Source organism: Nonomuraea sp. NPDC050786, from assembly GCF_040654115.1.
Classification (GTDB): domain Bacteria; phylum Actinomycetota; class Actinomycetes; order Streptosporangiales; family Streptosporangiaceae; genus Nonomuraea.
On record NZ_JBFAHJ010000026.1, the window covers coordinates 136,224 to 162,187 of the forward strand.

At 69.8% G+C, this 25,964-nt stretch carries 22 protein-coding genes; 11 read left to right on the forward strand and 11 right to left on the reverse strand.

Features of this window, described 5'->3' with window-relative positions; translation table 11 throughout:
• The first annotated feature begins 2 nt into the window (after positions 1 to 2).
• Together AB0H84_RS37350 and kynU are read left to right on the forward strand one after the other, a co-directional pair.
• Entirely contained in the window at positions 3 to 1,082 is a 1,080-nt protein-coding gene (locus AB0H84_RS37350; protein WP_357615276.1) for an ABC transporter substrate-binding protein, read from the forward strand.
• 4 nt (positions 1,083 to 1,086) lie between these two features.
• Positions 1,087 to 2,280 (forward strand): kynureninase, encoded by a 1,194-nt coding sequence (gene kynU, locus AB0H84_RS37355; RefSeq protein WP_357615279.1) that lies wholly within the window; start codon positions 1,087 to 1,089, stop codon positions 2,278 to 2,280.
• Here the strand turns inward: kynU and AB0H84_RS37360 are convergent.
• The gene (locus AB0H84_RS37360; RefSeq protein ID WP_357615282.1) at positions 2,273 to 2,653 is read right to left on the reverse strand and encodes an MmcQ/YjbR family DNA-binding protein; all 381 of its coding nucleotides are present in this window, start codon (positions 2,651 to 2,653) and stop codon (positions 2,273 to 2,275) included. The two genes, kynU and AB0H84_RS37360, sit on opposite strands and share 8 nt — an antisense overlap.
• Positions 2,650 to 3,681, reverse strand: coding sequence for a DUF2293 domain-containing protein (locus AB0H84_RS37365; protein WP_357615285.1), 1,032 nt, complete (start codon positions 3,679 to 3,681; stop codon positions 2,650 to 2,652). The genes AB0H84_RS37360 and AB0H84_RS37365 overlap by 4 nt, the downstream gene beginning before the upstream one ends.
• A 101-nt stretch (positions 3,682 to 3,782) precedes the next feature.
• On the opposite strand from AB0H84_RS37365, the gene AB0H84_RS37370 reads away from it, so the two are divergent.
• Positions 3,783 to 4,598 carry an FKBP-type peptidyl-prolyl cis-trans isomerase gene (locus AB0H84_RS37370; protein ID WP_357615288.1) on the forward strand — a complete coding sequence of 272 codons (816 nt, stop codon included), beginning with the start codon at positions 3,783 to 3,785 and terminating at the stop codon, positions 4,596 to 4,598.
• Between the two features lie 45 nt (positions 4,599 to 4,643).
• Here the strand turns inward: AB0H84_RS37370 and AB0H84_RS37375 are convergent, their stop codons facing one another.
• From AB0H84_RS37375 to AB0H84_RS37390, 4 genes are all read right to left on the reverse strand, one after another.
• On the reverse strand, positions 4,644 to 5,543 hold the full coding sequence (locus AB0H84_RS37375; RefSeq protein ID WP_357615290.1) for a M23 family metallopeptidase: 900 nt from the start codon (positions 5,541 to 5,543) through the stop codon (positions 4,644 to 4,646).
• Between the two features lie 151 nt (positions 5,544 to 5,694).
• A complete protein-coding gene (locus AB0H84_RS37380; RefSeq protein WP_357615293.1) occupies positions 5,695 to 6,213 on the reverse strand; it encodes a GNAT family protein in 519 nt (172 codons plus the stop codon).
• The gene (locus tag AB0H84_RS37385) at positions 6,210 to 7,556 is read right to left on the reverse strand and encodes an NERD domain-containing protein kinase family protein (RefSeq protein WP_357615296.1); all 1,347 of its coding nucleotides are present in this window, start codon (positions 7,554 to 7,556) and stop codon (positions 6,210 to 6,212) included. Before AB0H84_RS37385 ends, AB0H84_RS37380 begins: the two co-directional genes overlap by 4 nt.
• Before the next feature lie 119 nt (positions 7,557 to 7,675).
• Positions 7,676 to 8,260: a hypothetical protein gene (locus tag AB0H84_RS37390; RefSeq protein WP_357615299.1), complete on the reverse strand. Its 585-nt coding sequence runs from the start codon at positions 8,258 to 8,260 to the stop codon at positions 7,676 to 7,678.
• 290 nt (positions 8,261 to 8,550) lie between these two features.
• Here AB0H84_RS37390 and AB0H84_RS37395 point away from each other — a divergent pair, with 290 nt between their 5' ends.
• Both AB0H84_RS37395 and AB0H84_RS37400 read left to right on the forward strand, forming a co-directional pair.
• Entirely contained in the window at positions 8,551 to 8,838 is a 288-nt protein-coding gene (locus tag AB0H84_RS37395; protein ID WP_357615301.1) for a hypothetical protein, read from the forward strand.
• Between the two features lie 682 nt (positions 8,839 to 9,520).
• A complete protein-coding gene (locus tag AB0H84_RS37400; protein WP_357615304.1) occupies positions 9,521 to 9,865 on the forward strand; it encodes an STAS domain-containing protein in 345 nt (114 codons plus the stop codon).
• Here the strand turns inward: AB0H84_RS37400 and AB0H84_RS37405 are convergent.
• From AB0H84_RS37405 to AB0H84_RS37420, 4 genes are all read right to left on the reverse strand, one after another.
• A complete protein-coding gene (locus AB0H84_RS37405) occupies positions 9,761 to 12,004 on the reverse strand; it encodes a terpene synthase family protein (RefSeq protein ID WP_357615306.1) in 2,244 nt (747 codons plus the stop codon). The genes AB0H84_RS37400 and AB0H84_RS37405 overlap by 105 nt on opposite strands.
• Positions 12,005 to 12,075: 71 nt before the next feature.
• Positions 12,076 to 13,491, reverse strand: coding sequence for a family 2B encapsulin nanocompartment shell protein (locus AB0H84_RS37410; RefSeq protein WP_357615309.1), 1,416 nt, complete (start codon positions 13,489 to 13,491; stop codon positions 12,076 to 12,078).
• 79 nt (positions 13,492 to 13,570) lie between these two features.
• Positions 13,571 to 14,518, reverse strand: coding sequence for a 4-hydroxy-3-methylbut-2-enyl diphosphate reductase (locus tag AB0H84_RS37415; protein WP_357615312.1), 948 nt, complete (start codon positions 14,516 to 14,518; stop codon positions 13,571 to 13,573).
• Positions 14,519 to 14,529: 11 nt separating this feature from the next.
• Positions 14,530 to 15,573, reverse strand: coding sequence for a polyprenyl synthetase family protein (locus AB0H84_RS37420; protein WP_357615315.1), 1,044 nt, complete (start codon positions 15,571 to 15,573; stop codon positions 14,530 to 14,532).
• A gap of 204 nt (positions 15,574 to 15,777) precedes the next feature.
• On the opposite strand from AB0H84_RS37420, the gene AB0H84_RS37425 reads away from it, so the two are divergent.
• The 5 genes from AB0H84_RS37425 (at position 15,778) to AB0H84_RS37445 (ending at position 20,158) form a co-directional block, all read left to right on the forward strand.
• On the forward strand, positions 15,778 to 16,959 hold the full coding sequence (locus AB0H84_RS37425) for a zinc-dependent alcohol dehydrogenase (protein ID WP_357615317.1): 1,182 nt from the start codon (positions 15,778 to 15,780) through the stop codon (positions 16,957 to 16,959).
• Positions 16,960 to 17,011: 52 nt separating this feature from the next.
• Entirely contained in the window at positions 17,012 to 18,079 is a 1,068-nt protein-coding gene (locus AB0H84_RS37430; RefSeq protein WP_357615320.1) for an NAD-dependent epimerase/dehydratase family protein, read from the forward strand.
• 79 nt (positions 18,080 to 18,158) lie between these two features.
• A complete protein-coding gene (locus AB0H84_RS37435) occupies positions 18,159 to 18,629 on the forward strand; it encodes an ATP-binding protein (protein WP_357615322.1) in 471 nt (156 codons plus the stop codon).
• 221 nt (positions 18,630 to 18,850) lie between these two features.
• A complete protein-coding gene (folP, locus tag AB0H84_RS37440; protein WP_357615324.1) occupies positions 18,851 to 19,750 on the forward strand; it encodes a dihydropteroate synthase in 900 nt (299 codons plus the stop codon).
• Between the two features lie 9 nt (positions 19,751 to 19,759).
• Entirely contained in the window at positions 19,760 to 20,158 is a 399-nt protein-coding gene (locus AB0H84_RS37445; RefSeq protein WP_357615327.1) for a DUF1992 domain-containing protein, read from the forward strand.
• Between the two features lie 227 nt (positions 20,159 to 20,385).
• Here the strand turns inward: AB0H84_RS37445 and AB0H84_RS37450 are convergent, their stop codons facing one another.
• Positions 20,386 to 22,737, reverse strand: coding sequence for a glycoside hydrolase family 6 protein (locus AB0H84_RS37450; RefSeq protein ID WP_357615330.1), 2,352 nt, complete (start codon positions 22,735 to 22,737; stop codon positions 20,386 to 20,388).
• A 267-nt stretch (positions 22,738 to 23,004) separates the two neighbouring features.
• Between AB0H84_RS37450 and AB0H84_RS37455 the strand changes: the two genes are divergently transcribed.
• Positions 23,005 to 25,956 (forward strand): glycoside hydrolase family 48 protein, encoded by a 2,952-nt coding sequence (locus tag AB0H84_RS37455; protein WP_357615332.1) that lies wholly within the window; start codon positions 23,005 to 23,007, stop codon positions 25,954 to 25,956.
• Positions 25,957 to 25,964 lie beyond the last annotated feature (8 nt).

A 25,964-nucleotide genomic window follows, 5' to 3' on the forward strand; every position in this document is an offset into this window, starting at 1 on the left:
CCGTGCTGGGGTTGGTCGTGCTGATGGCCGCCGGCTGCGGCGGGGCCGTGCCGCTGTCCGGCGAGGGAGATCCGCTGGTCAAGGTCGGCGCGATCATCTCGCAGACCGGCGTGTACGCCGTGCTCGGCGACGACATGGAGACTGCCATGCGCCTCTACCTGGACGACCACGGCGGCCGCCTGGGCGGCAGGCCCGCCGAGCTGGTCGTGGCCGACGACGCGGGCAGCCCGGAGGAGGGCCAGGCGCAGGCCAGGCGGCTCATCGACGACGAGGGCGTGGACGTGATCACCGGGCTGATCTCCTCTCCTGTCGCCGAGTCGGTGGTCAAGGCGGCCGGCAGCACGCCGGTGGTGATCGCCAACGCGGGTGCCGACACGCTGGGCGGCCCCAACGTCTTCCGCGTCTCGTACACCAACCACGACCACGGCTACGCCGCCGGACGCTACGCCGCCGAGCGGTACGGCAGGGCGGGCGTGGTGCTCATGGCCTCCGACTACTCGGCGGGCGTCGAGACGCTCAGGGGCTTCACCGAGGGGTACGGCGCCCAGCCCCTCAAACGCATCCTGACGCCCTACGGCCGGGTCACGGACCTGGGGCCGTACTTCGCGCAGATCCCGCCGGAGGCGAAGCTCCTGTACGCCTTCTACGCCGGCGGTGACGCGGTCGAGTTCCTGAAGGGGTACCGGCAGCACGCCGCCTCCAAGGTCAAGCTGCTGGCCTGCCAGAGCCTCGCCGACGAGGACGTGCTGCGGGCCGTCGGCAAGGACGCCGAGGGCATCACCAGCGTCGGCATGTACTCGCCCGCGCTGGACGACCCGGACAACACCGCCTTCGTCACCAGATGGCGGGCGAAGACCGGCCGGAACCCGTCCGCGGTGGCGCTCCAGAGCTGGGACGCCATGCGGCTCATCGACAGAGGGCTGGCCGAGGAGGGAGGGATGGCGGCAGTGGGGGAGCTCGACGGGCCGCGCGGGGCGTTCCGGCTCGACGCGACGCACAACCCGGTGCAGAACTGGTACGTCCGCGAGTACCAGAATGGCGTGAACCGGGTAGTTGCCACCATGCCCCCACAAAAGGAGTGAAACATTGGATCGGGACGAGTGCCTCGCCCTCGACGCCGCCGACCCGCTGCGGGACTTCAGGGACGAGTTCGTGCTGCCGGAGGGGGTCGTCTACCTCGTCGGCAACTCGCTCGGCGCGCTGCCCCGCCGCACCGCGGAACGGGTGCGGCAGGCGGTTGAGGACGAATGGGGCAAGGAGCTCGTCGGCGGCTGGAACCACTCCGGCTGGTACGCGCAGCCGCTGACCGTCGGCGACCGCCTGGCCCCGCTGATCGGCGCGGGCCCGGGCCAGGTCGTGGTGGGCAACACGACCTCGATCGCGGTCTTCCAGGCGGTGGCGGCGGCGCTGCGGCTGCGTCCCGAGCGCCGGGTGATCGTCTCCGACGTGCGGAACTTCCCCACCGACCACTACATGGTCCAGGGCCTGTCCCGGCTGCTCGGCGGCTACGAGGTGCGCGACTTCTCGGAGGGGCGGTTCGACGACGCGGCAGTGGTGCTGCTGTCGGAGGTCGACTACCGCACCGGCGCCCGCCACGACGTGCCGTCGGTCACGGCCCGGGTCCACCAAGCCGGCGCGCTCATGGTCTGGGACGTGTGCCACAGCGTGGGGGCCATGGAGGTGGACGTCTCGGAGGCGGACTTCGCGGTCGGGTGCACGTACAAGTATCTCAACGCGGGCCCGGGCGCCCCCGCGTTCCTCTACGTCAACCCGCGCCACCACGCCGCCGCAGAGAACGTGCTTTCCGGCTGGTACGGCCACGCCGAGCCGTTCGCGTTCGAGCCCGGCTACCGCCCGGCGGAGGGCGTCAGGCGGTTCGCGGTGAGCACTCCGCACGTGCTGTCGTTCGCGGCGCTGGAGGCGGCGCTCGACGTGTGGGAGCGGGTGCCGATGCACCTGGTGCGGGCCAAGAGCATGGCGCTGACCTCGCTCTTCGTCGACCTGGTCGGCGACGCGCTGGAGCTGGCCTCGCCCGCCGACCCCGCCGCCCGCGGCAGCCAGGTGAGCTTCCGCCACCCCGACGGCTATCCGGTGATGCGGGCGCTGATCGACCGGGGCGTGCAGGGGGACTTCCGTGCGCCGGACATCCTCAGGTTCGGCTTCGCGCCGCTCTACATCGGCTACGCCGACGTCCACCACGCGGCGACCACGCTGCTCGAGGTGCTGGAGAAGGAGCTCTGGCGGGACGAGCGGTACGCCACCCGCCTGGCGGTCACCTGACCGGGTGCTCGTCGAGCTGCTTGACCGCCCGCTTGGGCGCGATGGCGCGGTAGCTCTCCTCCACCCAGTCGAGCAGCACGTCCGTCTCCGGAAGCCGCGACAGGAACGGCACGGTGACCCATCCCGCCTTGCCCAGCCCGTAGCCGCTGGGCGCCGCCCCCTCGACGGTGAGCGCGTGACCGTGCGCCTCCGACAGCAGCTTCACGCCGAACGACGGACTCCACTTCTCGGTCTGCTCGTCGATGCCGAGGAAGAGGAAGACCTTCTTGTTCACCTTGATGACGGTCTCGCCCCACGGGTGGTCCTCATGCGTCTCGGGCAGCCCGAGCGCGTACGCGCGCAGCTCTTCCCGTACGTCGTGCCAGTCGCTCATCGGCGGAATTCCTCCAGCTTGCGCTCGATGCGTTCCCTGACCATGTCCCTGGCCTCCATTCTGGGCACGCCGGACATGAGCAGGCGGTCGTAGTCGGTGTCGAGGTGTCTGATGGAGGCTATGACAGCCAGCGTGATGGCGTTCTCGTCGAGCGCCCTGGCCGCCGCCGTCCTGCCCACCCGGCCGCTGCCGCGCTGTCCGGCGTGCTCGGCGATCTCCTGGGCGCGCCGCTCCGGGCAGCCGGGGAACAGCCTGGCGATCTCGGCCGCCATCCTGGCCTGGAACTCGACGTCCTGCTCCGCCCTGCGGACCCGGTCGCGCTCGCGGCGGCGCAGGCGTACCTCCTCGTCGGCCAGGCACCGCTCCTCGGCGGCGGCCAGCGCGGCCTCCTCGACCAGCAGGCCGGCACGCTGATAGACCTTGCGCCGCCGGTTGTAGCGGACGACCACCGCCGACAGCCCGCTCTCCTTCTTGGCCCGGCGGCTGAGCGCCGCGTCACCCGACGGCAGGAAGACCAGGTGGTCCAAGTCCGCGCAGGTCAGGCAGTGCGGCTTGTCCTCCTCCATGATCAGGTACGGCCCCGTGTCGCCGCACGAGGCGCACGTCCACTCGTCGAGCGGGGCCACCGCCACCAGGTCGGGCACCTTGGGCTCGGTGAGCTTGCGGACCCTGGCCTCGCTGAGGTCGGGCGAGAGCCAGTGCACGCGGAACGGCTCCTGCCCGTGCCCGGCGGTGAAGCGCAGCTCGCGGCGGTCGCGCGTGCCCGCCACGTACGGCGTGTCCACCGGCTTGAGCCCCTTGGCCAGCGCCCACTCCTTCAGCAGGCCGGCCGTGGTGAGCAGGCGGTCGTCGTCGACGGCCGCCAGCTCCGACAGCGTGGCGACCCGGCCCTGCCGCCAGGTGTCCACATGTCTGGAGTGCAGCCAGCGCAGCCCCGTCACCACGTCGATGAACGTCACGTACTTCCGCGCGGTCAACGCGATCTCCGCCGCGTCCGCGACCCTCCGCGCCAAATTCGGCCTACTCACGGGGTCAAGTCTCCCGCGCCTTTGTCGTGAGATGGCGAGACCCGCAGCTTTCCTTTTGGCCATTGCGGCAAGAACACGTCCGGCCCCTCGAGGATCCGGTCGTGGAGGAAATCGTGCGTCTGTTCTGGCCGGCCGTGCTCATGCTCGCCACCTCGTGTGGCCTCGCTGAGGACGGCACGCAGCCCGTAGTCACGGGTGCGTTCGGCACCAAGCCGGTCGTCGCCATCCCCAAGGGCAAGCCGAGCCGCACACCGCAGATCACGGTCCTGTCGACGGGCCGCGGCCGGCGTACGGTGCCGGGCGACGTGGTCCTCGCCGACGTGGACATCCGGCGCTGGTCGGGCAACCGGCCGTACATGAGCACCTATGACGGCAACCAGCCCACCGCGGTCGTCTTCGACGGCAGGCAGGTGGCGGAGACGTGGCGGCAGTCGCTCATGGGCCGGCCGGCGGGCAGCCGGGTCATGCTGGTCAGTCCGGCGTCGGAGGCGCTCGGGCCGGACCTGCCGCTGAGCGGGGTCGCGCCCGGGGACACGCTCGTGCTGGTCTTCGACATCCTGGGCGGTTACCCGCCCGACGCCCGGCTCGTCGGCCGCACCTTGCCGGCGCTCCCGGCCGACTTCGTGCCGGGCTCACCGCCCCGGCTCCTCATCGACGGCTCCGGGAACGAGATCGCGGCCGGCTCCAAGGTGATCATCCAGTACCTGGAGTCGTCCTGGCCGTCCCGGGCGGTGCTGGACTCGTCATACCGGAGGGGCGGGCCGAGCGCGTTCACGCTGACGGAGGGGGCCGTGCCCGACGGGTGGGTGGAGGCGCTGGTGGGTCGGCGGGTCGGCAGCAGGGTCGCGGTATCCGGTTTCGGTGACGAGCCGTCGCTCTACGTGATAGATGTGTTGGACACGTTCACGCACGTGTGAAGGGGCCGGGTGAATCTGTGTCCACCCGGCCCCCTTGTCTCTTCGTCAGTCGCAGTGTTCGAGCGGGCTGTCGTAGGTGGAGGAGCCGGCCTTGCCGCCCCACTTGACGCACTTGCCGGCCGCCGACGCGATGACCGGTCCCGCGTAATAGCCGTAGTTGCCCGAGTCCGTCTTCCTCGTGCTGCCCGCCACTTCCAGGTAGGCCGTGGTGGCGGTGGCAGTGCCGGCGTTCTTGTACTTGATCGTGGTGACGCAGTTGTTGCCGTTGGAGCTGTTGTAGAGCAGGTAGACGGCGCCGTCGGTGCCGAGCGTCGCCGAGTCGACCACGTTGTAGCCCGAGCCGCAGACCGACGTCGGGGTGTAGGGGTTGCCGCAGTTCTTGGAGGTCACGCTCTGCTGCGGGTAGCCGAACGTGACGCCGTTGAAGACGGCCTTCTGGATGTTGTCGGGATAGTTGGTCCCCAGCCGCACCTCATAGTGCAGGTGAGGGCTGATGTTGTTGCCCGGCGCGCTGGTGTTGCCGACCGTGCCGATCTGCTGGCCCTGCGACACCGTCTGGCCCGCGGTGACCGTACGGGTGTTCAGGTGGGCGTAGTACGTGGCCCAGCCGTTGCCGTGGTCGATCTTGACGAGGTTGCCGTAGCGGTTCGTCGAACCCTGGTGCGCGGAGATCACCACGGTCCCCGCCGCGGCGGCCACCACGGTGTCACCCAGGTCGGCGTCGGCGGTGCTGCCGCGGTTGAAGTCGATCTCCCATGACTGGTGTGCGCTGCTGTTGCCGGAGTTGCCGGTCCAGGTCTGGTTGCAGGGGAACGGCAGCTGGAAGTTGGTCGCGAGGATCTGCGCCTGATCCGACTCCGGCACGGGGTCGGCCATGGCGGCGGGGGCGGTACCGAGACCGAGTGCCAACGCGAGGCACGCGATCATGGCTCGGCTGAGCTTCATGGGGGGTGATCCTTTCCCGTGGGATCTCTGAGAACAGCGTCAGGACTGGGTGCACAGGAATCGTCCAGAACTGATACAGGATCTGCCGGGAGCTCCGCGATCGCCCCGATCGGCCCGATCGCGCCGATCGCGCCGATCGCGCCGGTCGGCGCTAAGGCGCCTCGTCGAGGTCGGCGCGGATCATGCTGTAGAGCACGCCGTCCTGCCACCGGCCGGCGCGGAAGCCGCAGCCGCGCAGGACGCCCTCCCGGGTGAACCCCGCCTTCTCCAGCGCCCGCTGCTCGGCCACGTTGGTGATCTCCGTGCTCGCCTCGATCCTGTTGACCGTCGAGTGGTCGAACAGGTAGCGCGCGAGCAGCCGCTGCGCCTCCGTGCCGTGGCCCCGGCCGCGATGCTCCGGCGCCACGATCAGCCCCATCGACCAGTAGTAGCTGGCGCGGTTGGCGACCTGCTTGCTCCACGACACCAAGCCGAGCTCGTCGTCACCGTCGGCGATGATCAGGATGCCGCCGTCGTCGCCCAGCATCCCGTTGTCCTGCCAGCGTTCGCGGAGGCGGTGGGGGTTCTGGAAGCCGTACCACTGGAACTCGCCCGTGCTGTCGGGGTCGCTCGTGAGCCGGTACAGGAAGGGCAGATCATCTTCTTCGACAGGACGCAGGCGTACGGTCATGATCGGGACACTAGCCGACGTACCAGTCGTTTGAGGCGGGACTCCTGGAGCGGCGCACCCTCGAGAGCGCCGAGGGCCTCGGCGGCGGTCGGGCGCTTGGCCGGGGAGTGGTCGAGCATCCTGCGTACGACCTCGGGCACCTCGGGACCGTGGCTGTCGGTGCCATCCGGGAGCTCTCCGGTGAGCAGGTGATAGGCGATGGCGCCGGCCGCGTAGACGTCGGAGGCGGTCGTCATCCGGTCGGGCCGCGCCTGGCACTCGGGCGCCACGTAGTGGGCGTCGAGCACGTTGCCCAGCTCGTGGGCGACGGTGTAGTTGCGCGGCCCCGGCTTGGCGTAGTCGAACCCGGTCAGCACCGCGTGCCCGTCGTCGGTGACCAGCACGGAGGCCGGGGTCAGCGCGCGGTGGACGACGCCGTTGGCGTGGGCGTGCGCCAGCCCGCGCAGCAGGTCCTGGATCACGCCCAGCCGGGCGCCCCTGCCGAGCGACAGGTGCAGCGCCTCGCCGTGCACGTCGTCCAGCACCAGCACGAACCGGCTCTCGTCGTCGATGGCGAAGAAGTCGCGCGAGCGCACCACGCACGGGTGCGGGGGGATCCTGGCCAGCGTCTGGTACGCGTTGGCGATGCGCTGCCGCTCGGCCGCCCGCGCCTCGCTGTCGGCCAGCGGGTCGGCCTGGTAGACCCGTAGCAGCACGGTCTCGCTGCCGGGCAGCGTCACGTTGAAGGCGCGATATTCGGTGACCTTGGCGTCGCCGCCGAGCTGCTCCTCGACCTCCCAGTTGCCGAACCTCGGCGGCGCGGTGCTGCGGCGCACCGTCTGGTTGAGCGCGTCGAGAATCGCGGTGCGGTACGGCTTCGCGTCGGGGCTGCACCCGCGCCTGATCCTGGAGACGTCGCTCAGGGTGGTGAGCAGCCCCGGCAGGTCGGTGACGTTGGCCGCGTCACGTCCCGCCGGATCGACCAGCTCGGCGTCGGGCGAGGTGAGCACCACCAGGCAGTCGACGTAGACCCGCTCCAGCTGGGTGGCCTTGGACACCAGCAGGCCCTTCAGCGCCTTGGCGGTGCCGCGCAGCTTGGCCACGGGAGAGCCGAACGCCTCCCTGCGCGGCGGGAACCAGCGCGTGCCCGACACCTCGATGCGGCCCCTGGTGCCCTTGACGTCGACGACCACGAGCGAGTGGCCGGTCAGCACGATCAGGTCCACCTCGAAGACGTCGTGGCCGCGCTGGACCTCGACGTTGTGCAGCAGCAGCCAGTCGGCGGGCGCGTGGTCGCGCAGATAGGCGATCACCCTCCGCTCGGCGTCGTTGACCGGACGTCCCCCGCCGACGATCTCTGCCATGGGGACATCCTTCCACGATTGCCGCCGTGACCTCAGCGGGCCGTCGCGAGGATGACGCCGGAGCCATGGGGGAGAGGGACATGGGCGGCCAGGGCGGTGAGAAGGCGGCCGCCCGGCCGTCACCGGGGTTTGCGGCGGGGCTTGAAGACGGAGAGCGCGGTCGCGGTCATCAGCATGGCGACCTGGGCGCCGAGCGCGGCGATCTGGCCCCACTGGCGGCTGGCGGGGGCCGCGGCGCCGCCTTCGGTGAGGGCCGCCATTCCCTCGGGGTCGAACAGGAACATGCCCACGCAGATCACCGCCACCAGCAGCACGAGCTTGGCCGTCACCCAGTAATGGCGGAACAGCCCCCAATGGCTGGTCAGGCCCAGGATGACGCCGGTGGCCAAGGCGGTGAGGCTGAGCGGGATGCCGCCCGCGAAGACCAGGCCGGGCATCAGCCGATAAGCCGCGTGCGCCAGCCCCGTGTCCTTTGTCATGGCCGCCGCCGTGTTCAGCACGACCAGGCCCCACACCTCGCCGAGCAGTGCGACGGACGCGACGATGTGGATGACCATGACCGTCTTGCGGATACGCGACCGCACCGCGCTCACCTGCCTCCAGATCGACGACTCGCCGGTCATCCTCGCCGCTCCGCCGGCTCCGGGCGTCCGCCCGTGGAAGGCGTCGCTCCTACGCCCGGCGGCGTAGGAGAAGTTCTCCATTTTCGGTTGATCATTTGCTAAACAACGGTGAACGGCTGCCCCATCGCGCGTGCCGCCGGTAAAAACAAAGCTCGTTCGCCGGACTTTTTCCGTGATATGTGCGCCGCGCATGGTTGACGGGCGCCGAAACCGAGTGCCAAGAAATCGAGGCACCTCCTTGACCTCCACGAGGGCTGTGTGAGTTGCGATTCAGGCCGCCTCCCGCGATTGTTATTTCCGGCACCTCACAGCCCTGCAGAAACGACTATGGCGCGGGCTATTTCCGCGCCGATCCATGGAGGAAAGCACACATGATCCGTCGCATTCTGGCCGGTGCAGCAATCGCCGCCGCCGCTCTTGGCTTCTCCGCCGGCGCGGCCTCCGCCGACGTCGGTCCCAACCCGCAGACCAGCGGGTGGACCCTCCTGAGCCAGCTCACCGCTGCCGAGGACCTGACCGCGCTGAACAACATCCTGAACGACTCGGCCAAGGACGTCCACGCCCTCCCGGTGTCCGTGCCGGTCTCCGTGAGCGACCTCGACGCCCCTGTCCTGGCCGTCCCCGTCATGAGCCACGTGGCCCCGGTCGACACCGACTGACGGCTCCTCACGTGGCGTAGGCAGGAAGCCGATCGCGGCTCTCGTGTGAGGGACCGCCCGGCCAAAGGTCGCCTTCCTGGTAGTTGAGGTGAACCAGAAGAACGGGCCGTGGACGTTCGCGAGGCCACGGCACGGGCTTGGTGCGCACTGAGCTATCCGCGCCCCGTGGCCCGGGTCGATCACTGCAGGATCACCTGGGCCCGGGGCCGTGGCCGTATCCCCCGGTACTACTTCCTCCCTCGGACATCCGGATCCCCGTCCGCCCCCGAACGTATTCTCTCCCCAATTCTCCGGTCATGGCCCCATGAACAAGGGATGCCGGCCATTTCGATCGCGGCACGTCGGCGTCGCGACAGTTCCCATTCTTATGGAGTTTTCCTGCCGGGCGTGCGAGTTCGACGTACGACCGTTTTCCGGTGGCGTTCCCCCGAATAACCGGCCCGTCCCGGGCGGGCGGCTGCCTGCGCGACGGCCGGGCTCCGTAGCCCCGCGCCCGGCTCGGCGGACGCAGGCCGTACGCCCACCGCACCCGCGCCCGGAGCCCATGCCCGACCCTTCATAATTTCCCCGTAATTCGGTCATTTTCCGGCGAAAATTACATAGCGAAACATACTTCGTGTAACCTGGTGAATCGTCAGAGCAGGAGTACGACCCCCAGAGCGTGTGTGTTGGGGGGTGCGACGTGAGCGGCGCCGAAGACCGGCTGCTCTATCAGGATCGGCAGCTGAAGATCACGGTATGCCCGAATCCCGGGCCGCCGTCCGTGGCGCTGATCGGGGAGATCGACGCCTCCAACAGCCCGGCGGTCGCCGGTGCCCTGGCGAGTTGCCGCCGGGGGGCGTACATCGTCGTCGACATCGGCAGGCTGAGCTTCATCGACGTCTCGGGCCTGCGCGTGCTCGTCATGCCCACGCTCCCGCCGTCACAGCGGTGGATCCGCCTGCACAACGTCACGCCGCACCAGCGCCGGCTGCTGCGCATGATGGGCTGGTACTACGAGCCTCGCGCCCATCACCTGCCCGCGTAGAGAGCGGGCCGCCGAGGTGCCGAGGCCCGTGGGGCCGCCCAGCCTGAACTCCGGCGGCCGGTTGTGGCGGCGCAGCGACTCCTCGTCGAACCGGGAGCAGTTGCGGTGCCAGTGGAACACCCCGGCCACCCAGTTACGCAGCCCGTCCACGAACGCGTCGAGGTCCTGCCGCGTGTCCGCGTCGAGGCCGAGGTCGTCGCACACGATCGGCAGCTCGTGCTCGACGATGTGCTCGAACTGGCGCATCCGCGACGCCTGCAGGTCGCTCACGATGGCGAGCGCCGTCGGGTAGTCGCAGTCGAAGAAGTGCTGCACCACCAGGATGCCGTTGTGCAGATCCCCCTCGAACTCGATCTCCTTCTGGTAGGAGAAGACGTCGTTGATCAAGGTCCCGCAGTCGGCGACGGCGTTCTCCAGCGCCCGTATCGGCCCGCTCTCGCGCAGCTCACGGGGGAGCCGCCGGCCGTGCCGCAGCCGGCTGAAGCTCATGGTCAGATCGCTGCCGGCGGCCTGCCGGCGCATCTCCATGAAGTCCACGGGATCGGGGATCCGGTTGGCGAACTGGTTGCCCAGCTCCCACAGCCAGGCGAGGCACGTGCTCTCGACCGCCTCGCGCAGCTCGCGGCGCCCTTCTGGCGGCATCGGCCCCACCGTACGCGCCCAGACGTCGGCCAGGCCGCGTTCCAGCACGGTCGCCGGGGGCGGCGCGGGCGAGCCGTCCAGCGGCATGAACGCGGAGAACCGCTCCACCGCGATCCTGGCCGCCGCGAGGTTGCGTGACCGGCCGAAGACGGCCGGGAAGTAATCGTCCGCGTACGTGCCCCACGCCATCCAGTACGACGCCACGTCCACTTCCTCGGGACCGCCGTCGGGATGCATGCCCGCGACGCACAGCGGCAGGTCGAGGTCGATCAGCCGCCGCTCGTCCCACACGGTCGAGTCGAGCATCCCCATCTCCCCGCACCAGGCCACGGTGTTGCGCCGCGCGGCGTCGAGATGGGGCGACAGCCGGACCTGGAAGGGCACGTACAGGTCGGGGATCCGCGAGGGCCCCACCCGCCGGTACGGCACGTGCGTGAAGTTACGCAGCCGCTTGGCGCCCAGCAGGTTGACGATCGACGGCATGCCCAGTGGCTTGCGGGCGGCGACCCCCTGGTTCATGTACCGGCTGGAGCGCAGGTGCCACTCGTGCCCGCCCGACTGCCAGTCCTGCAGCCCCTTGACGTAGGCCAGCACGCCCGCCGCGCTGATCGGATCGACCGCGTACTCCACGAACAGCGGGCCCAGCTCGCCCAGCGCCGTGTGCTCGAACTGCTGCATCCGCGAGGTCAGCAGGTCGTTGACCGCGTCCGCGGCCTCCTGCGTGCCGCACCCCAGGAATTTCTCCAGCACCAGCACGCCGTTGCTCAGCTCGCCCTCGTCCCCGACCTCCCGCTCGTACGAGAACAGGTCGTTACGCAGGTGGACCGCGTCCGCGAAGGCGTCCTTCAGCACCCGCAGCGGCCGGGTCCCGGCGAGCCGGGCGGGCACCTCCGCCCCCACCGCGTGCTCGACGAGCCCCGCCGACCAGGGCGCCCCGCCGACCTTGCGGCGCATCTCGATGTACTCGACGGGGTTGGCCACCCGCCCCCGGTTGATGTTGGCCAGCTCCCAGAGCGACTCGTCCAGCAGGTTTCTGGTGCTCTCGGCGAAACGCGCGCGCCACTCCGCCGACCTGCTGGGCACCGTACGCACCCACAGGTCGGCCAGGCCCGCCTCGACCGGGTTGGTGGGCTCGGGCATGGTCAGGTCCTCGCCCATCGGCATGAACCGGGCGATCCGGTCGAGGTACGCCTTGCTGCCCGCCAGGTCGCCGGTGCGCTTGAAGACCTCCAGGAAGTGGTCGTCGAAGAAGAAGACCCACACGTACCAGTCGGTGATCAGGCAGAGCTCGACGGCGTCGCAGTCGGGATGCGTGTACGCGCACAGCAGCGCGTAGTCGTGGGCGTCGAGATCGGCCTCCTCCCAGATGCCCGAGCCCTCGGACATGCCCAGGTCGCGCGCCCACTGTCTGGAGTGCGCGCGAGCCTCTTCGAGATGCGGGTTCAGCCGCGCCGGGTACGGCAGGTAGAAGTCCGGCAGTTCGAACGGCTGGCTCATCGTCGCTCCTTCGGCAGTGCGCGGGCCGGCACCGTGCACGTGGTGCCGGCCTCCGGCGTCCGGTTACTCGGTCAGCCGTTCCTGCCGACCTCCACGTCCTCCAGCACGCCGAGCGCGTCCGGCACCAGAACGGCCAGCGAGTAGTAGGCGCTGACCAGATAGGAGATGACGGCCTTCTCGTTGATGTTCATGAACCGGACCGACAGGCTGGGCTGGTACTCGTCGGGGATGCCGGTCTGGTGCAGGCCGACGACACCCTGGTTCTCCTGCCCGGTCCGCATGAGCAGGAAGGACGTCGTGTACGTGGCCGAGATCGGGATCTTGTTGCACGGAAAGATCGGGATGCCCCGCCAGGCCGGCATCTTGTGCCCGAGGACGTCGATGGACTGCGGGTAGACGCCGCGCTTGCTGCACTCCCTCCCGAAGGCGGCGATGGCCTGCGGATGGGCCAGGAAGAACGCCGGGTCCTTCCACACGGTGGCCAGCAGGTCGTCAAGATCGTCGGGAGTGGGCCGGCCCGTGCGGGTGCGGATGCGCTGGCTGAGATCGGCGTTGTGGAGCAGGCCGAACTCCCGGTTGTTGATCATCTCGTGCTCCTGCCGCTCGCGCAGGGCCTCGATCGTGAGGCGGAGCTGCTGGTCGAGCTGGCTCATCGGCTGGTTGTACAGGTCGGAGACCCGGCTGTGCACGCGCAGCACCGTCTGCGCCACGCTCAGCTCGTACTCGCGCGGGCTCAGCTCGTAGTCGACGAACGTGCCGGGCAGCACGGGCTCGCCGGTGTGGCCCGCCGCCAGCTCGATGGCGGCCTCGCCGTAGTCGTTGTGGGCCTGCTCCTCGTTGGCACGCCAGCGGTCCAGGTGCTCGCGGAGCGTGGGAAACCGGTCGGCCAGCTGCTCGAAGTCCTGCCTGGACAGGGTGAGCACGGTGGTGGCCGTCTTGGCCCGCGCGGTGTACGCGAACCGCCCGCCGTCGGTGAGCGTCTGCTCGCCGAAGTGGTCGCCGTCGGCCAGGATGCCGAGACTCTGCTCGTCGCCGTACGCGCCGCGGGACACCTTGCTCACGCGGCCGTGGGCGATGAGCACGAGCCGGTCAATGGGACGGCCCTCGGAGACGATCTCCTCACCGGCCTCGATCTCACGCTGGGTGAAGCCGCCGGCCAGGGCCTGCAGCGCCTCGGTGTCGTCGAAGCCGCGCAGCATGGGTATCTCGGTCAGCTCGGCAGGGATCACCCGTACGTCCGAGCCGGTGTTGCTGAACGTGATGCGGCCGTCGCCCAGCTCATAGGTCAGCCGCCGGTTGACCCTGAACACGCCTCCCGAGCACTGCACCCAGGGCAGCAGCCGCAGCAGCCAGCGGGAGGTGATCTCCTGCATCTGCGGCGGCGTCTTGGTCGTGGTCGCGAGCTGCTTGGCGGCCTCGGTGCTGAGGCTGAGCTGTCCGTTGCCGTTGACGGTCTCAGGGGCGGTTGAGTTGGTCGTTTCGGTCATCGTGCTGCACCACCAATCTCGATAGGGGACCTGTGGCGGGCCGCGTCCGGCGGTCCAGCACAGGCAGCGGAGTGTGCACCTATCCGGACTTGCGGGCGGATCGGAGTTCGAGCGGAAGCGAGAACGTCAGAGTCTCCTCGGCCAGGGTCACCCCCTCCACGTCGGCGAATCCGCGGGCGGCCAGCCAGCCGAGTAACTCCTCGACCAGCAGCTCGGGGACCGAGGCGCCGGAGATGACCCCGACGGTGCGCACGCCGTCGAGCCACTGCTCGTCGGCGTCCGCGGCCCTGTCGACCAGGTACGCCGCGTCCGCGCCCGCGCCCAGCGCCACCTCGACCAGCCGCCGCGAGTTGGAGGAGTTGGCCGAGCCGACGACGATGACCAGCTCGCACTCCGGCGCGATCCTGGTGATCGCCTCCTGGCGGTTCTGGCTGGCGTAGCAGATGTCGTCGCTGGGCGGGTCGACCATGTCGGGGAAGCGCTTGCGCAGCTCGGTGACGGCCCGCATGGTCTCGTCCACGGCCAGCGTGGTCTGCGACAGCCAGGTCACGGGCCCTTTCACCGGGCCTTTCGCCGTCACCTCGCCGGGGCGGGCCGGGTCCACGACGTGGATGCGGTCGGGGGCCTCGCCGTAGGTGCCCTCGACCTCCTCGTGCCCGGCATGGCCGATCAGCACGATCTCGTAGCCCCCTTCGGCCATGCGTACGGCCTCCTTGTGGACCTTGGTGACCAGCGGGCAGGTGGCGTCGATCGTCCGCAGCCCGCGCAGCCCCGCCGCCTCCTTGACCGCCGGCGAGACGCCGTGGGCGGAGAAGACGACCAGCGAGCCGTCGGGCACCTCGTCGAGCTCCTCGACGAAGACCGCGCCGCGCCGGGTGAGGTCGTCGACCACGTAGGTGTTGTGGACGATCTGTTTGCGCACGTAAACGGGTGGGCCGTAGCGCCTCAGCGCCTCCTCTACCGTGGCGATCGCGCGTTCGACGCCCGCGCAGAAGCCGCGCGGGGCCGCGAGAAGTACACGTCCCATCCGGGAACCCCCTAGTTGGTGCGGTGCGCGAGCTGGTCCGCCAGCAGGGCCAGCGCTCTCGCGGCCTCGGGCTCGATCCGCGCCGTGGCCAGTGCCGTCACGGCCTCGTGCACGCGTTCCTCGATCATCTCCTCGACCCGGGCCAGCGCTCCCGTGTCGCACAGGATCTGCCGGAGCTCCGCGGCGTGCTCCTCGGTCAGCTCCGGACTGCCGTGCCAGCTCCTGAGCTGGTCGAGCTGGGCGGGGGAGGCGTTCCGCACGGCATGCGCGAAGAGCACCGTGCGCTTGCCCTCGCGCAGGTCGTCGAGGGCCGACTTGCCGGTCTCCGGCTCCGAACCGAACGTGCCGAGCACGTCGTCGCGGAGCTGGTACGCCTCACCCAGCGGCAGGCCGAAGCGGGAGTACGACTCCAGCACCTCCATCGAGGCGCCCGCCAGCGCGCCGCCGATCTGCAGCGGCCGTTCGACGGTGTACTTGGCGGTCTTGAACCGGATCACCGTCAGCGCCTCGGCCACGCTCGCGCCCGAACGGAGCTGGGCCAGGATGTCGAGGTACTGGCCGCTGATGACCTCGGTGCGCATGGCGTCGAACACGTGGTGCGCGGCGCGCAGCCGGTGCGGCTCCACCCCGCACGACGACAGCATCGTGTCGGACCAGACCAGGCTGAGCGTGCCGAGCAGGATGCCGCCCCCCTGCCCGAACGCCTCCGCGCCCGGTCCCGAGTGCAGCCCCGCCAGGCTCTTGTGCACGGTGGTCCGGCCGCGCCGCAGCTCGCTGCCGTCCATGATGTCGTCGTGGATGAGCAGGCCGGCGTGGCAGAGCTCCAGGGCCGCGGCGGCGGTGATGATCTCCTCGCTGTCGCCGCCGCCGGCGCCGCGCCAGCCCCAGTAGCACAGCTGCGGCCTGACACGCTTGCCGCCGTTGAGGATGAAGTCGGCCAGTAACCGGTACGCCGCCTCGACGTCGGGGTCGTCGACGGGGGCTCCCCAGGTCTCGAGGAAGCCGGCCAGGCGCCGGTCCACGCGCGACCCGACGTCGGGCTGAATGAAGCTCACCGGCATGCGCGCGGCTCCTTCGGTCAGAAGTTCGCTACCAATAGTTATCCATTCAATACGTAGCGTGTAAAGAGTCTTCTGTAGCGGATGACTTCTTTTGCATCAGCAGTCCCAGCCGCAGGGTGTGCTGAGAGTCGTGGGGCGTTTGATCCGCTATGTGGGGGTATGCGGCATTCGCGGGAGCCCCTTCCGTAAGGAGACACCATGAAGGCAGTCACGTGGCACGGCAAGCGCGACGTCCGGGTCGAGGAGGTGCCCGATCCCGCGATCAAGGAGCCCAACGACGCGGTCATCAGGGTGACCAGCACCGGCATCTGCGGCTCCGACCTCCACCTGTACGAGGTGCTCGGGCCGTTCATGGCCGAGGGGGACATCCTGGGGCACGAGCCCATCGGCGTCGTCGAGGAGGTCGGCCCCGGGATCGACAACCTCAAGCCGGGCGACCGCGTGGTCATCCCGTTCAACATCGCCTGCGGTCACTGCCACATGTGCTCGATGGAGCTCTACGCCCAGTGCGAGACCACCCAGGTCCGCGAGCAGGGCACGGGCGCCGCGCTGTTCGGCTACACCAAGCTCTACGGCCAGGTGCCCGGCGGGCAGGCCGAGTACCTGCGGGTGCCCGAGGCGCAGTTCGGGCCCGTCAAGGTGCCCGAGGGGCCGCCGGACGAGCGGTTCGTGTACCTGTCCGACGTGCTGCCGACCGCCTGGCAGGCCGTCGCCTGGGCGGACGTCCCCGAGGGCGGCAGCGTCACCGTCCTCGGCCTCGGCCCGATCGGCCAGATGTGCGCCCGCATCGCCGCTCACCTGGGCCACCGGGTGATCGGCGTGGACGGCGTCACGCAGCGGCTGGAGATGGCCCGCCGCCACGGGATCGAGGTCATCGACGCGAGCGAGGTCACCGACGTCCCCGGGGAGATCCGTGAGCGGACCTCCGGGCGCGGCACGGACTCGGTCATCGACGCGGTCGGCATGGAGGCCCACGGCTCGCCCGCCGCCAAGGTCGCCCAGACCCTCACCACCATGCTGCCGTCCGGGGTCGCCGCGCCGCTGATGGCGCATGCGGGCGTCGACCGGCTGGCCGCGCTCAACCAGGCCATCGACGCGGTGCGGCGCGGCGGCGTCATCTCCGTCATCGGCGTCTACGGCGGCATGACGGATCCCATGCCCATGCTGCGCATGTTCGACAAGGGCATCACCATGCGCATGGGCCAGGCCCACGTCAGGCGGTGGACCGGCGTGCTGATGCCGCTGGTGACCGATGAGTCCGATCCGCTCGGCGTCATGGACCTGGCCACGCACCGGATGCCGCTGGAGCAGGCGCCCATGGCGTACGAGATGTTCCAGAAGAAGGCGGACGGAGCGGTCAAGATACTCCTACAGCCATAACTTGCCAGCTCATGGGGATTTTTCGGACCAACGGCCGGGCAGCGGAGCTTCCATGAGAGTCGTTGTGGTTGGAGCAACCGGGAATGTCGGCACCAGCGTGGTGCGCGCGCTGGCCACGGACGGCGGCGTGACCTCGATCGTCGGGGTCGCCCGCCGGTTGCCCGGGTGGCGGATCGACCGCACCGACTGGCGGCAGGCCGACATCGCGACCGCGGACCTCACGCGGATCTTCGACGGGGCGGACGTGGTCGTGCACCTCGCGTGGCTGTTCCAGCCGACCCGCAACCCCTCCGTCACGTGGCGGGCGAACGTGCTGGGCAGCATGCGCGTCTTCCGCGCCGTCGCGGAGGCGGGCGTGCCGGCGCTGGTCCACGCCTCGTCGGTGGGGGCGTACTCGCCGGGGCCCAAGGACCGGCCGGTGGACGAGAGCTGGCCCACGCACGGCTGGCCGGGGGCCGCGTACGGGCGGGAGAAGGCGTACGTCGAGCGCGTGCTCGACGTCTTCGAGCACGACCACCCGGGCACCCGCGTGGTGCGGATGCGGCCCGGGTTCATCTTCCAGCGGGTGGCGGCGACCGAGCAGCGCAGGCTGTTCGGCGGGCCGTTCGTGCCGCGGCGGCTGATCAGGGCGGGGCGCATCCCGTTCGTGCCGGACGTCCCCGGCCTGCGGCTGCAGGTGGTGCACGCCGAGGACGCGGCGGAGGCGTACCGGCTGGCGGTCACCAGGCAGGTGCGGGGCGCGTTCAACATCGCCGCCGAGCCCGTGCTCGACCCGCCCGACCTCGCCAAGCTGCTCGACGCCCGTACGGTGCCGGTCTCGCCCACCGTGGCCAGGGCGGCCATGGCGGTGGGCTGGCACATGAGGCTCATACCCGCCGCGCCCGGGCTGCTCGACCTGGTCCTGCGGATCCCGGTCATGAAGACCGACCGGGCCAGGGAGGTGCTGGGCTGGACGCCCCGGTACTCGTCGTGGGAGGCCATGCGGGAGATGGTCGAGGGGCTGCACGACGGCGCCGGCATGGACACCGCGCCGCTCGCCCCCGACGGCGGGCCGGTCGAGCGGATGAAGGAGCTCGCCACCGGCGTGGGGGGCCGTTCGTATGCGCGGCATGGTGTGTAAGGCCCCGGCTCAGGGGAACGGGAGACACAACGCGAGGTCCTGAAGCGCGGCCTGTGTGTCGGACGACACGGAGGAGTGCATGCGCACCCTGATGGCCCAGCCCTTCACCCTCCACGACGTCACCCGACTACGTCGTGCAGTGGCCGAACTTGCAGGCAGTTGCGGGCTGAGCAGTCCCAAGCTCGACGACTTCGTCCTGGCCGTGCATGAGAGCGTCGTCAACGCCGTGGAGCACGCCGGTGGGCATGGGTACTTCAAGCTGTGGACGGTGAACGGCGTGATCCGCTCCGAGACGACCGACCGGGGCTCGGGCATCCCCACCGGGTACGTGGACGCCGACCGCAAGCCCCTCGACCTCGCCGAGGAGGGCAGGGGGATCTTCCTCATCCGCCGGCTGTGCGACATGGTCGACTTTGACACCGGTCCCGGCGGCACCACGGTCCTGCTCACCATGCGGCTGCCGCACCCACCGGGCCGCGCCCCCCATCGGGTCATGAAGCGCATCCGGGTCTCCGCCGGCCGCCACCCCTTCGGCCGCTTCACGGCCTGACACCCCGCCCGGTGTCCCCACTCACACCGAAGCCGCTCGATCGCAGGAGCGCTGCACGGCGCCCGCAGGTGTGACGGCCTGATGGCGCGCCCGCATGCGTGCGGTGTGGCCGGCGTGCCGCCTCCAGAAGCGCGCCATGGGTGGGGCTGGAGGCGTAGGTGGCGCCGCGTCGGCGGGATGCGGGGCGGAGGGGCCGGACGGGGGGCAGGTAGGCTCGCAACGTGAGCGGCGAAACGCTTTCTCCCGGGATGATCTCGCCCGTCCGGCGCATCGGGCGGAGGGAGTTCGACTTCGCGCGCCAGGTCGCCATCATGGCGATCGTCAACAGGACACCCAACTCCTTCCACGACCAGGGCAGCACGTACGAGCTCGACAACGCCGTCGCGGCCGCGCGCAGGGCCGTGGACGACGGGGCCGACTGGGTGGACATCGGCGGGTTCGCCTTCAGCGCCGCTCAGGCGCAGATCGGTGCGGACGAGGAGATCGACCGGGTCGCGCCGGTGATCGCCGAGGTCAGGAAGGCCACCGACGCCGTCATCTCCGTCGACACCCACAGGCCCGAGGTGGCCCGCGCGGCCGTCGAGGCGGGAGCCGACGTGATCAACGACACCAACGGCCTGCGCGAGCCCGGCATGGCGGAGTTCGCCGCCGAGTCAGGGGTCAGCGTGATCGTCACGCACAGCCTCGGCGGCCCGGGCAAGCGGGTCTTCCGGCCGAGTTACGCCGACGTCGTCTCGGAGGTGGCGGGGTTCCTGCGCGAGCGGGTCGCGTACGCGCTGAAGTCCGGCATCGGCGAGGACAAGATCATCATCGACCCCGGCCACGACCTGAACAAGAACACCTTCCACTCGCTCGAGCTCACGCGCCGGCTGGAGGAGATCACCGCGATCGGATACCCGACGCTGGTGGCCCTGTCCAACAAGGACTTCATCGGGGAGACGCTCGACCGCCCTCAGGGCGAGCGGAAAGAGGGCACGATCGCCGCCAACGTCTTCTCCATCGTCAAAGGCGCCCGCATCCTCCGGGTGCACGACGTGGCCGCCACGGTCGCGTCCGTACGCATGACCGAGGCCATGCTCGGCTGGCGTGGCCCGCGGACCCCGAGTCACAATCTGGCCTGAGGAGGTCAATTGACCGATCGGAAACCAGTGGGCATGCCGTTCGAGAGCTGGGTGGACCGGCAGATCCGCGAGGCGGAGGAGCGGGGCGCGTTCGACGACCTGCCCGGGGCGGGCAAGCCGCTGCCGGACCGGCCGTACGACGAGATGTGGTGGATCAAGCAGAAGGTCGAGAGCGAGGGGCTCACGATGCCCCTGCCGCCCACGCTGGCGCTGCGCAAGGAGGCGGAGGAGGCGCTGGCCGCGGCGCGCGGGGCCAGGTCGGAGACGCAGGTGCGGCAGGTCCTCGAGGAGATCAACGAGAAGATCCGCAAGGCGATCAGGACGGGGCTGTCCGGTCCGCCGCTCAACCTGATGCCGTTCGATGTCGACGAGATCGTGTCGGAGTGGCGCAGGGACCGGAAGAAGTAAGGAAGGGGCCCCGGAGTGCGGGGCCCCTTCGGGTGGTCGAGGGACCCGGGTCAGGCGGGCCCCTCCGAGAGACCCGGGTCAGGCGGGTCGCTCGGGTTTTCGCGAGGAGCCCGGACCGGGTGGTCCGGGTCGCTCGGGCTTTCGCGAGGGGCCCGGACCGGGTGGTCCGGGCCCCTCGGTTCAGCCGGGGCCCGGGTGAGGCGCCGAGCCCTCGGCCGTACCGATCGCTAGTTGATCGGCGGGTACGCGTTCCGCATCAGCTCCTGGAACTGCGCCGAGAACCAGCGGCCGGACAGCGGCGCGCCGGGCAGCGCCCCGGACTTGTTGTGCTTGTTGAGGTCGTTGCCCTCGTACGTCGGGTCGCACATCCGGTCGAACTTCTTGCCCTCGTCGTTCGGGATGTCCGTGCTGGCGCCGTCAGACTCGCCCGGAGGCTTGATCCAGACGTAGGCGTCGAACCCGGCGGGGACGTTGGTCGTGGGCCGCGCGCCCAGGCCGGCGCCGCTCTGGTTGCACCAGTTGCCGGCGTGGATGCGGCGGTCGATGCGTGACTGGTTGACGAAGTCGTTCACGTTGGTCGAGGTGCTCGGCCCGCTCGGGCGGGCGGTGCCGCCCCAGCCGTTGCGCGAGGTGTCGACCAGCATGCCGAGGCCCTGCTTGAAGCCCTTGCTGATCAGGGCGTTACGCAGTGCCGCGCCGAAGCTCGACTCGTCCACGTACCAGTTCCAGTCGACCCAGCTGGACTGGCGGACCGACTGGTTGTTCACGTTCGTGTTGATCGTGAAGTACGGCTCGGTGGTCGCGCCGTAGTTGGCGGTGTTGACGATGAAGCCGTCGGCGCTGTCCACACCGGCGGTGGTGCCGGCCACGGTGTTGTAGAAGAGGTTGACCGTCGGTTGGAAGTTCGAGTCCCAGCCGAGCCAGGCGTGGTGGCCGGCGTCGATGTAGGTGTAGACGTTGGTGATGGCGTGCAGCTTGTTCAGCGCGTACCGGACGCCGTCCACGTAGGCACCGGTCGAGTTGGCCTCGGCGCACTTGGGGAAGCTGAGGTTGGTGACCAGGTTGGGCAGCGAGTCGGGCTCGATGATCGTGACGATGCGCAGGCCCGCGTACGCCGGCTCGCTCATCATCGCCGCGATCGGGTCGATGTACTCGGTCTTGTAGCGGTTGAGCCCGTTCTCGGCGACGAGCAGCTCGCCGTTGGAGGCCAGCGCCGAGCAGTCGCGGTTGGGCAGGTCGTAGATGACGAACTGCACGGTCAGCGGCGTGGAGCCGTTGGCGGCGTCCTGCCTGACAGCCTCGTCCAGGTGGGCGCGCAGGCCCATGACGTCGGTGGAGCCGGCGATGGCCGCGATGCGGTCCAGCCACACGGCCGTGGAGGTGTTGGCCACCGCGGAGCCGCCCGGCTCGGCCTGGGCCTTGGCCTTCCAGTTGGGGTTGACGTAGCCGGTCGCGCCGGCGTACGGGTTCTCGACGTGGCCGCCGGGGTTGGGGACGCCGTCGTTGTCGGCCTCGGTGGCGGTGACCGTCTTGGAGGTCAGGCCGGTCGAGGCGACGGTGATCGTGCGGGTGCCGTTGGTCGTGTCGGTGTCCTCCGAGGCGGCCAGGGTGACCGTCTGCGGGGTGTTCCAGTTGGCCGGCGTGAAGGTGAGGCTGGCGCCGCTGGAGACGGTGATGTTGGTGTCGCCGCTGCCCGCCGTCGAGGTGACGGTCACGTTGGAGGTCGGGGCGGCGGCCAGGCGCACGGTGTAGGTGGCGGTGGCGCCCTCCGGCACGGTCACCGAGGTCGGCGTGACGATGATCGCCTGCTCCACCACGGCGTCGTCGTCCACTTCGGTGGCCGTCACCGTGGCAGGGGTGACACCGGTGCCGCCGACGGTGAAGGAGGCCGTGCCCGAGGTGGTGTCGGCGTCCTGGGCCGCGGCCAGGGTGACCGTCTGGGCGGTGTTCCAGTTGGCCGGCGTGAAGGTCAGCGAGCCGCCCGAGGCGACGGACAGGTCCGTGTCACCGCTGGCCCGCGTCGTGGTGACGGTCACGTTGGCGGACGGCGCGGAGGAGAGCTTGGCCGTGAACGTGGCCGTGCCGCCCTCGTTCACCGCGACCGAGCTGGCCGAGGTGACCACCGCGGGCGTCTGCGGGTTGGTGCCGCCACAGGTGGTGCCGTTCACGCTGAAGCTGGTCGGGTTGGGGTTGCTGCCCGTCCAGGTGCCGTTGAAGCCGATGGAGACGGAGCCGCCCGTGGAGATGCTGCCGTTGTACGACATGTTCGTGGCGGTCACGCGGGTGCCCGACTGGCTCCAGTTGGCACTCCAACCCGTCGGGGTGTACTTCTGGCCCGTGGTCGGGAAGTCGAAGCCCAGCGACCACGAGGTGAGGGGGTCGCCGGTGTTCTTCAACGTGATGTTCGCGGTGAAACCGCCCTGCCCAGGGCTGCTCGTCCACGAGTTGGCAGAGTAGGTCACGTCGCAGGCGGTGGCGGCGTTGGCGGCCGTGCTCTGGCCGGCGACGAGCCCTAAGGCCGCGACACTCGCGGCGGTCACGGTCACGGCCCATTTGCGGAGGCCGCGTGGGAGTCTCACGAGCGATCATCTCCAGTGTTAGAGGGCTGGGAGCGCTCCCATGGTCTGCCTCAGTCGCATCCGTGTACAGCGGGCGTCACTTCCCGAGGTGTCCACTGCCCCACATGCTCGTTGAATGGCCCGGAACGCGGATGAAACTTTCATGCCGGGCAGCCTGGTGAGAGGAAACACGGGGGTTACCGGACCGCCATTCCGTTGACATACGCGTGAGGACACCCACAATCCCGTTTGGGAGCGCTCCCACTCCTCTGATCCCATGGAGACCCCGTGAAGTACAGACCTCCTTCCCTCCTCACCCGCTTATCGAGGCGGCTCGCCGTGGCCACGACGCTCGTCCTCGTGGCGGGCGCGACCGCGGCCGTGGCGGCCGGCCCGGCACAGGCGGCCGTGGCGTGCGACGTGACGTACACGGCCAACACGTGGACGAACAGCCCCGGTCAGGGCGGTTTCACGGCGAACATCACCTTGAAGAACACCGGCGACCCCATCACGTCGTGGAATCTGGGCTTCGACTTCCCGACCACGGGCCAGAAGTACACCCCGACGGGTTGGAGTGCCAACTGGAGCCAGTCGGGCACCCGCGTGACTGCCACGAACATGTCGTACAACGGCAGCATCTCCACGGGCGGGTCCGTCTCCATCGGCTTCAACGGCACCTGGACGGGGAGTAACCCCAACCCGACCAGCTTCAGCGTGAACGGCACCACCTGTGGCGGCACCGGGAACCCGATCCCGCCCACCGTGTCGCTGACCTCGCCGACCGCGGGCCAGACGTTCACCGCCCCGGCCACCGTGCCGATCGCGGCGAACGCGTCCGACGCCGACGGGACGGTCTCCAAGGTCGACTTCTACCAGGGCTCCACGCTGCTCGGCACCGACACCTCGGCGCCGTACAGCTACAGCTGGACGAACGTGGCGGCCGGCAGCTACTCGATCACCGCGAAGGCCACCGACAACAGCGGCGCGACCACCACCTCGTCGCCGGTCGGCATCACGGTCTCCCCGGACGCGGGCCCCGCGCTCCTGGTGAGCCCGACGACGCTGTCCGTGCCCGAGGCGGGCAGCGCGAGCTTCGGCGTGAAGCTGTCGAAGGCGCCCTCGGCCAACGTGACCGTCACGACGGCGCGCGTCAGCGGCGACACCGACCTCACGGTCTCGGGCGGCGCGAGCCTGACCTTCACGCCGTCCAACTGGAACACCGCGCAGAACGTCACGCTGGCGGCGGCCAACGACAGCGACACCACCAGCGGCTCGGCCGTCTTCAGGGTGAGCGCCACCGGCTACACCGCGGTGGACGTGACCGCCAGCGAGGCGGACGACGACGTCGGCGGGGACAACACCTATGTCCAGCGCTTCGTCGAGATGTACAACGAGATCCACGACCCGGCCAACGGCTACTTCTCGCCCGAGGGCGTGCCCTACCACTCGGTCGAGACCTTCATGGTGGAGGCGCCGGACCACGGGCACGAGACCACGTCCGAGGCCTACAGCTACTACCTGTGGCTGGAGGCGGCGTACGGGCAGGCCACCGGCGACTGGTCGAAGTTCAACAACGCGTGGGCCTCGATGGAGAAGTACATCATCCCGGCCACGGCGGACCAGCCGACGAACTCCTTCTACACGCCGAACAAGCCGGCCACGTACGCGCCGGAGTCGAACCAGATCAGCAACTACCCGAGCCCGCTCGACACCAGCGTGACCCCGGGCAGCGACCCGATCGCGAACGAGCTGCAGAGCGCGTACGGCACCCGTGACATCTACGGCATGCACTGGCTGCTCGACGTCGACAACACCTACGGCTTCGGCCGCTGCGGCGACGGCACCACCAAGCCCGCCTACATCAACACCTACCAGCGTGGCGCCGAGGAGTCGGTCTTCGAGACCATCCCGCAGCCGTCCTGCGACACGATGAAGTTCGGCGGCCCCAACGGCTACCTGGACCTGTTCATCAAGGACAACTCCTACGCCAAGCAGTGGAGGTACACCAACGCCCCCGACGCCGACGCGCGTGCCGTGCAGGCCGCGTACTGGGCGGAGACGTGGGCCAAGGCGCAGGGCAAGGACTCGCAGATCTCCGCGTCGGTCGCCAAGGCCGCGAAGATGGGCGACTACCTGCGCTACGCGATGTACGACAAGTACTTCAAGAAGCCCGGCTGCACGAGCCCCTCGTGCCCGGCGGGCACCGGCAAGGACTCCTCCAACTACCTGCTGAGCTGGTACTACGCCTGGGGCGGCGCGACCGACTCCAACGCCGGCTGGGCGTGGCGCATCGGCTCCAGCCACAACCACTCCGGCTACCAGAACCCGCTCGCGGCCTGGGCGCTGGCCAACGTGGCCGAGCTGAAGCCCAAGAGCAGCACCGGCGCCGCTGACTGGAGCACCAGCCTCACCAGGCAGCTGCAGTTCTACACCTGGCTGCAGTCGGCCGAGGGCGCCATCGCCGGTGGCGCGACCAACAGCTGGGAGGGCCACTACGGGACGCCGCCGGCCGGCCTGCCCAAGTTCCACGGCCTGACCTACGACTGGCAGCCCGTCTACCACGACCCGCCGTCGAACCAGTGGTTCGGCTTCCAGGCGTGGACGATGGAGCGGGTGGCCGAGCTCTACTACGCCTCGGGCAACACCGACGCGAAGGCACTGCTCGACAAGTGGGTCACCTGGGCCATGAACAACACCACGATCAACGCGGACGGCACGTACCAGATCCCGTCCACGCTGAAGTGGACCGGCCAGCCCGCGGGCGACTTCACCGCCGCCTCCGGGATGCCTCCGGCCAACCCCGGCCTGCACGTGACGATCGCCGACTACACCAATGACGTGGGTGTGGCGGGCGCGTACGCCAAGGTGCTCATGTACTACGCGGCCAAGGCGAACAACACGGCGGCCAAGAACATGGCCAAGGCGCTGCTCGACGGCGTGTGGAAGAACCGCGACGCCAAGGGCGTGTCGGTCCCCGAGACCAAGACCGACTACAAGCGCGTGGCCGACCCGGTCTACGTGCCGGCCGGCTGGAGCGGCAAGATGCCCAACGGCGACACCATCAACTCCAGCTCGACGTTCATGTCGATCAGGTCCTTCTACAAGAACGACCCCGACTGGGCGAAGGTGAACGCCTACATCAACGGCACCGGCCCCGCGCCCGTCTTCAACTATCACCGGTTCTGGGCGCAGGTGGACGTCGCCGTCGCCCTGGCCGAGTACGGACGGCTCTTCCCGTGAGAAAGGCT

Coding starts and splice junctions, on each gene's coding strand:
- AB0H84_RS37360 (WP_357615282.1), bottom strand. CDS start 2,653: ATGAGCGACTGGCACGACGTACGGGAAGAGCTGCGCGCGTACGCGCTC.
- AB0H84_RS37375 (WP_357615290.1), bottom strand. CDS start 5,543: ATGAAGCTCAGCCGAGCCATGATCGCGTGCCTCGCGTTGGCACTCGGT.
- AB0H84_RS37380 (WP_357615293.1), bottom strand. CDS start 6,213: ATGACCGTACGCCTGCGTCCTGTCGAAGAAGATGATCTGCCCTTCCTG.
- AB0H84_RS37385 (WP_357615296.1), bottom strand. CDS start 7,556: ATGGCAGAGATCGTCGGCGGGGGACGTCCGGTCAACGACGCCGAGCGG.
- AB0H84_RS37390 (WP_357615299.1), bottom strand. CDS start 8,260: ATGGAGAACTTCTCCTACGCCGCCGGGCGTAGGAGCGACGCCTTCCAC.
- AB0H84_RS37395 (WP_357615301.1), top strand. CDS start 8,551: ATGATCCGTCGCATTCTGGCCGGTGCAGCAATCGCCGCCGCCGCTCTT.
- AB0H84_RS37405 (WP_357615306.1), bottom strand. CDS start 12,004: ATGAGCCAGCCGTTCGAACTGCCGGACTTCTACCTGCCGTACCCGGCG.
- AB0H84_RS37410 (WP_357615309.1), bottom strand. CDS start 13,491: ATGACCGAAACGACCAACTCAACCGCCCCTGAGACCGTCAACGGCAAC.
- AB0H84_RS37415 (WP_357615312.1), bottom strand. CDS start 14,518: ATGGGACGTGTACTTCTCGCGGCCCCGCGCGGCTTCTGCGCGGGCGTC.
- AB0H84_RS37425 (WP_357615317.1), top strand. CDS start 15,778: ATGAAGGCAGTCACGTGGCACGGCAAGCGCGACGTCCGGGTCGAGGAG.
- AB0H84_RS37430 (WP_357615320.1), top strand. CDS start 17,012: ATGAGAGTCGTTGTGGTTGGAGCAACCGGGAATGTCGGCACCAGCGTG.
- AB0H84_RS37435 (WP_357615322.1), top strand. CDS start 18,159: ATGCGCACCCTGATGGCCCAGCCCTTCACCCTCCACGACGTCACCCGA.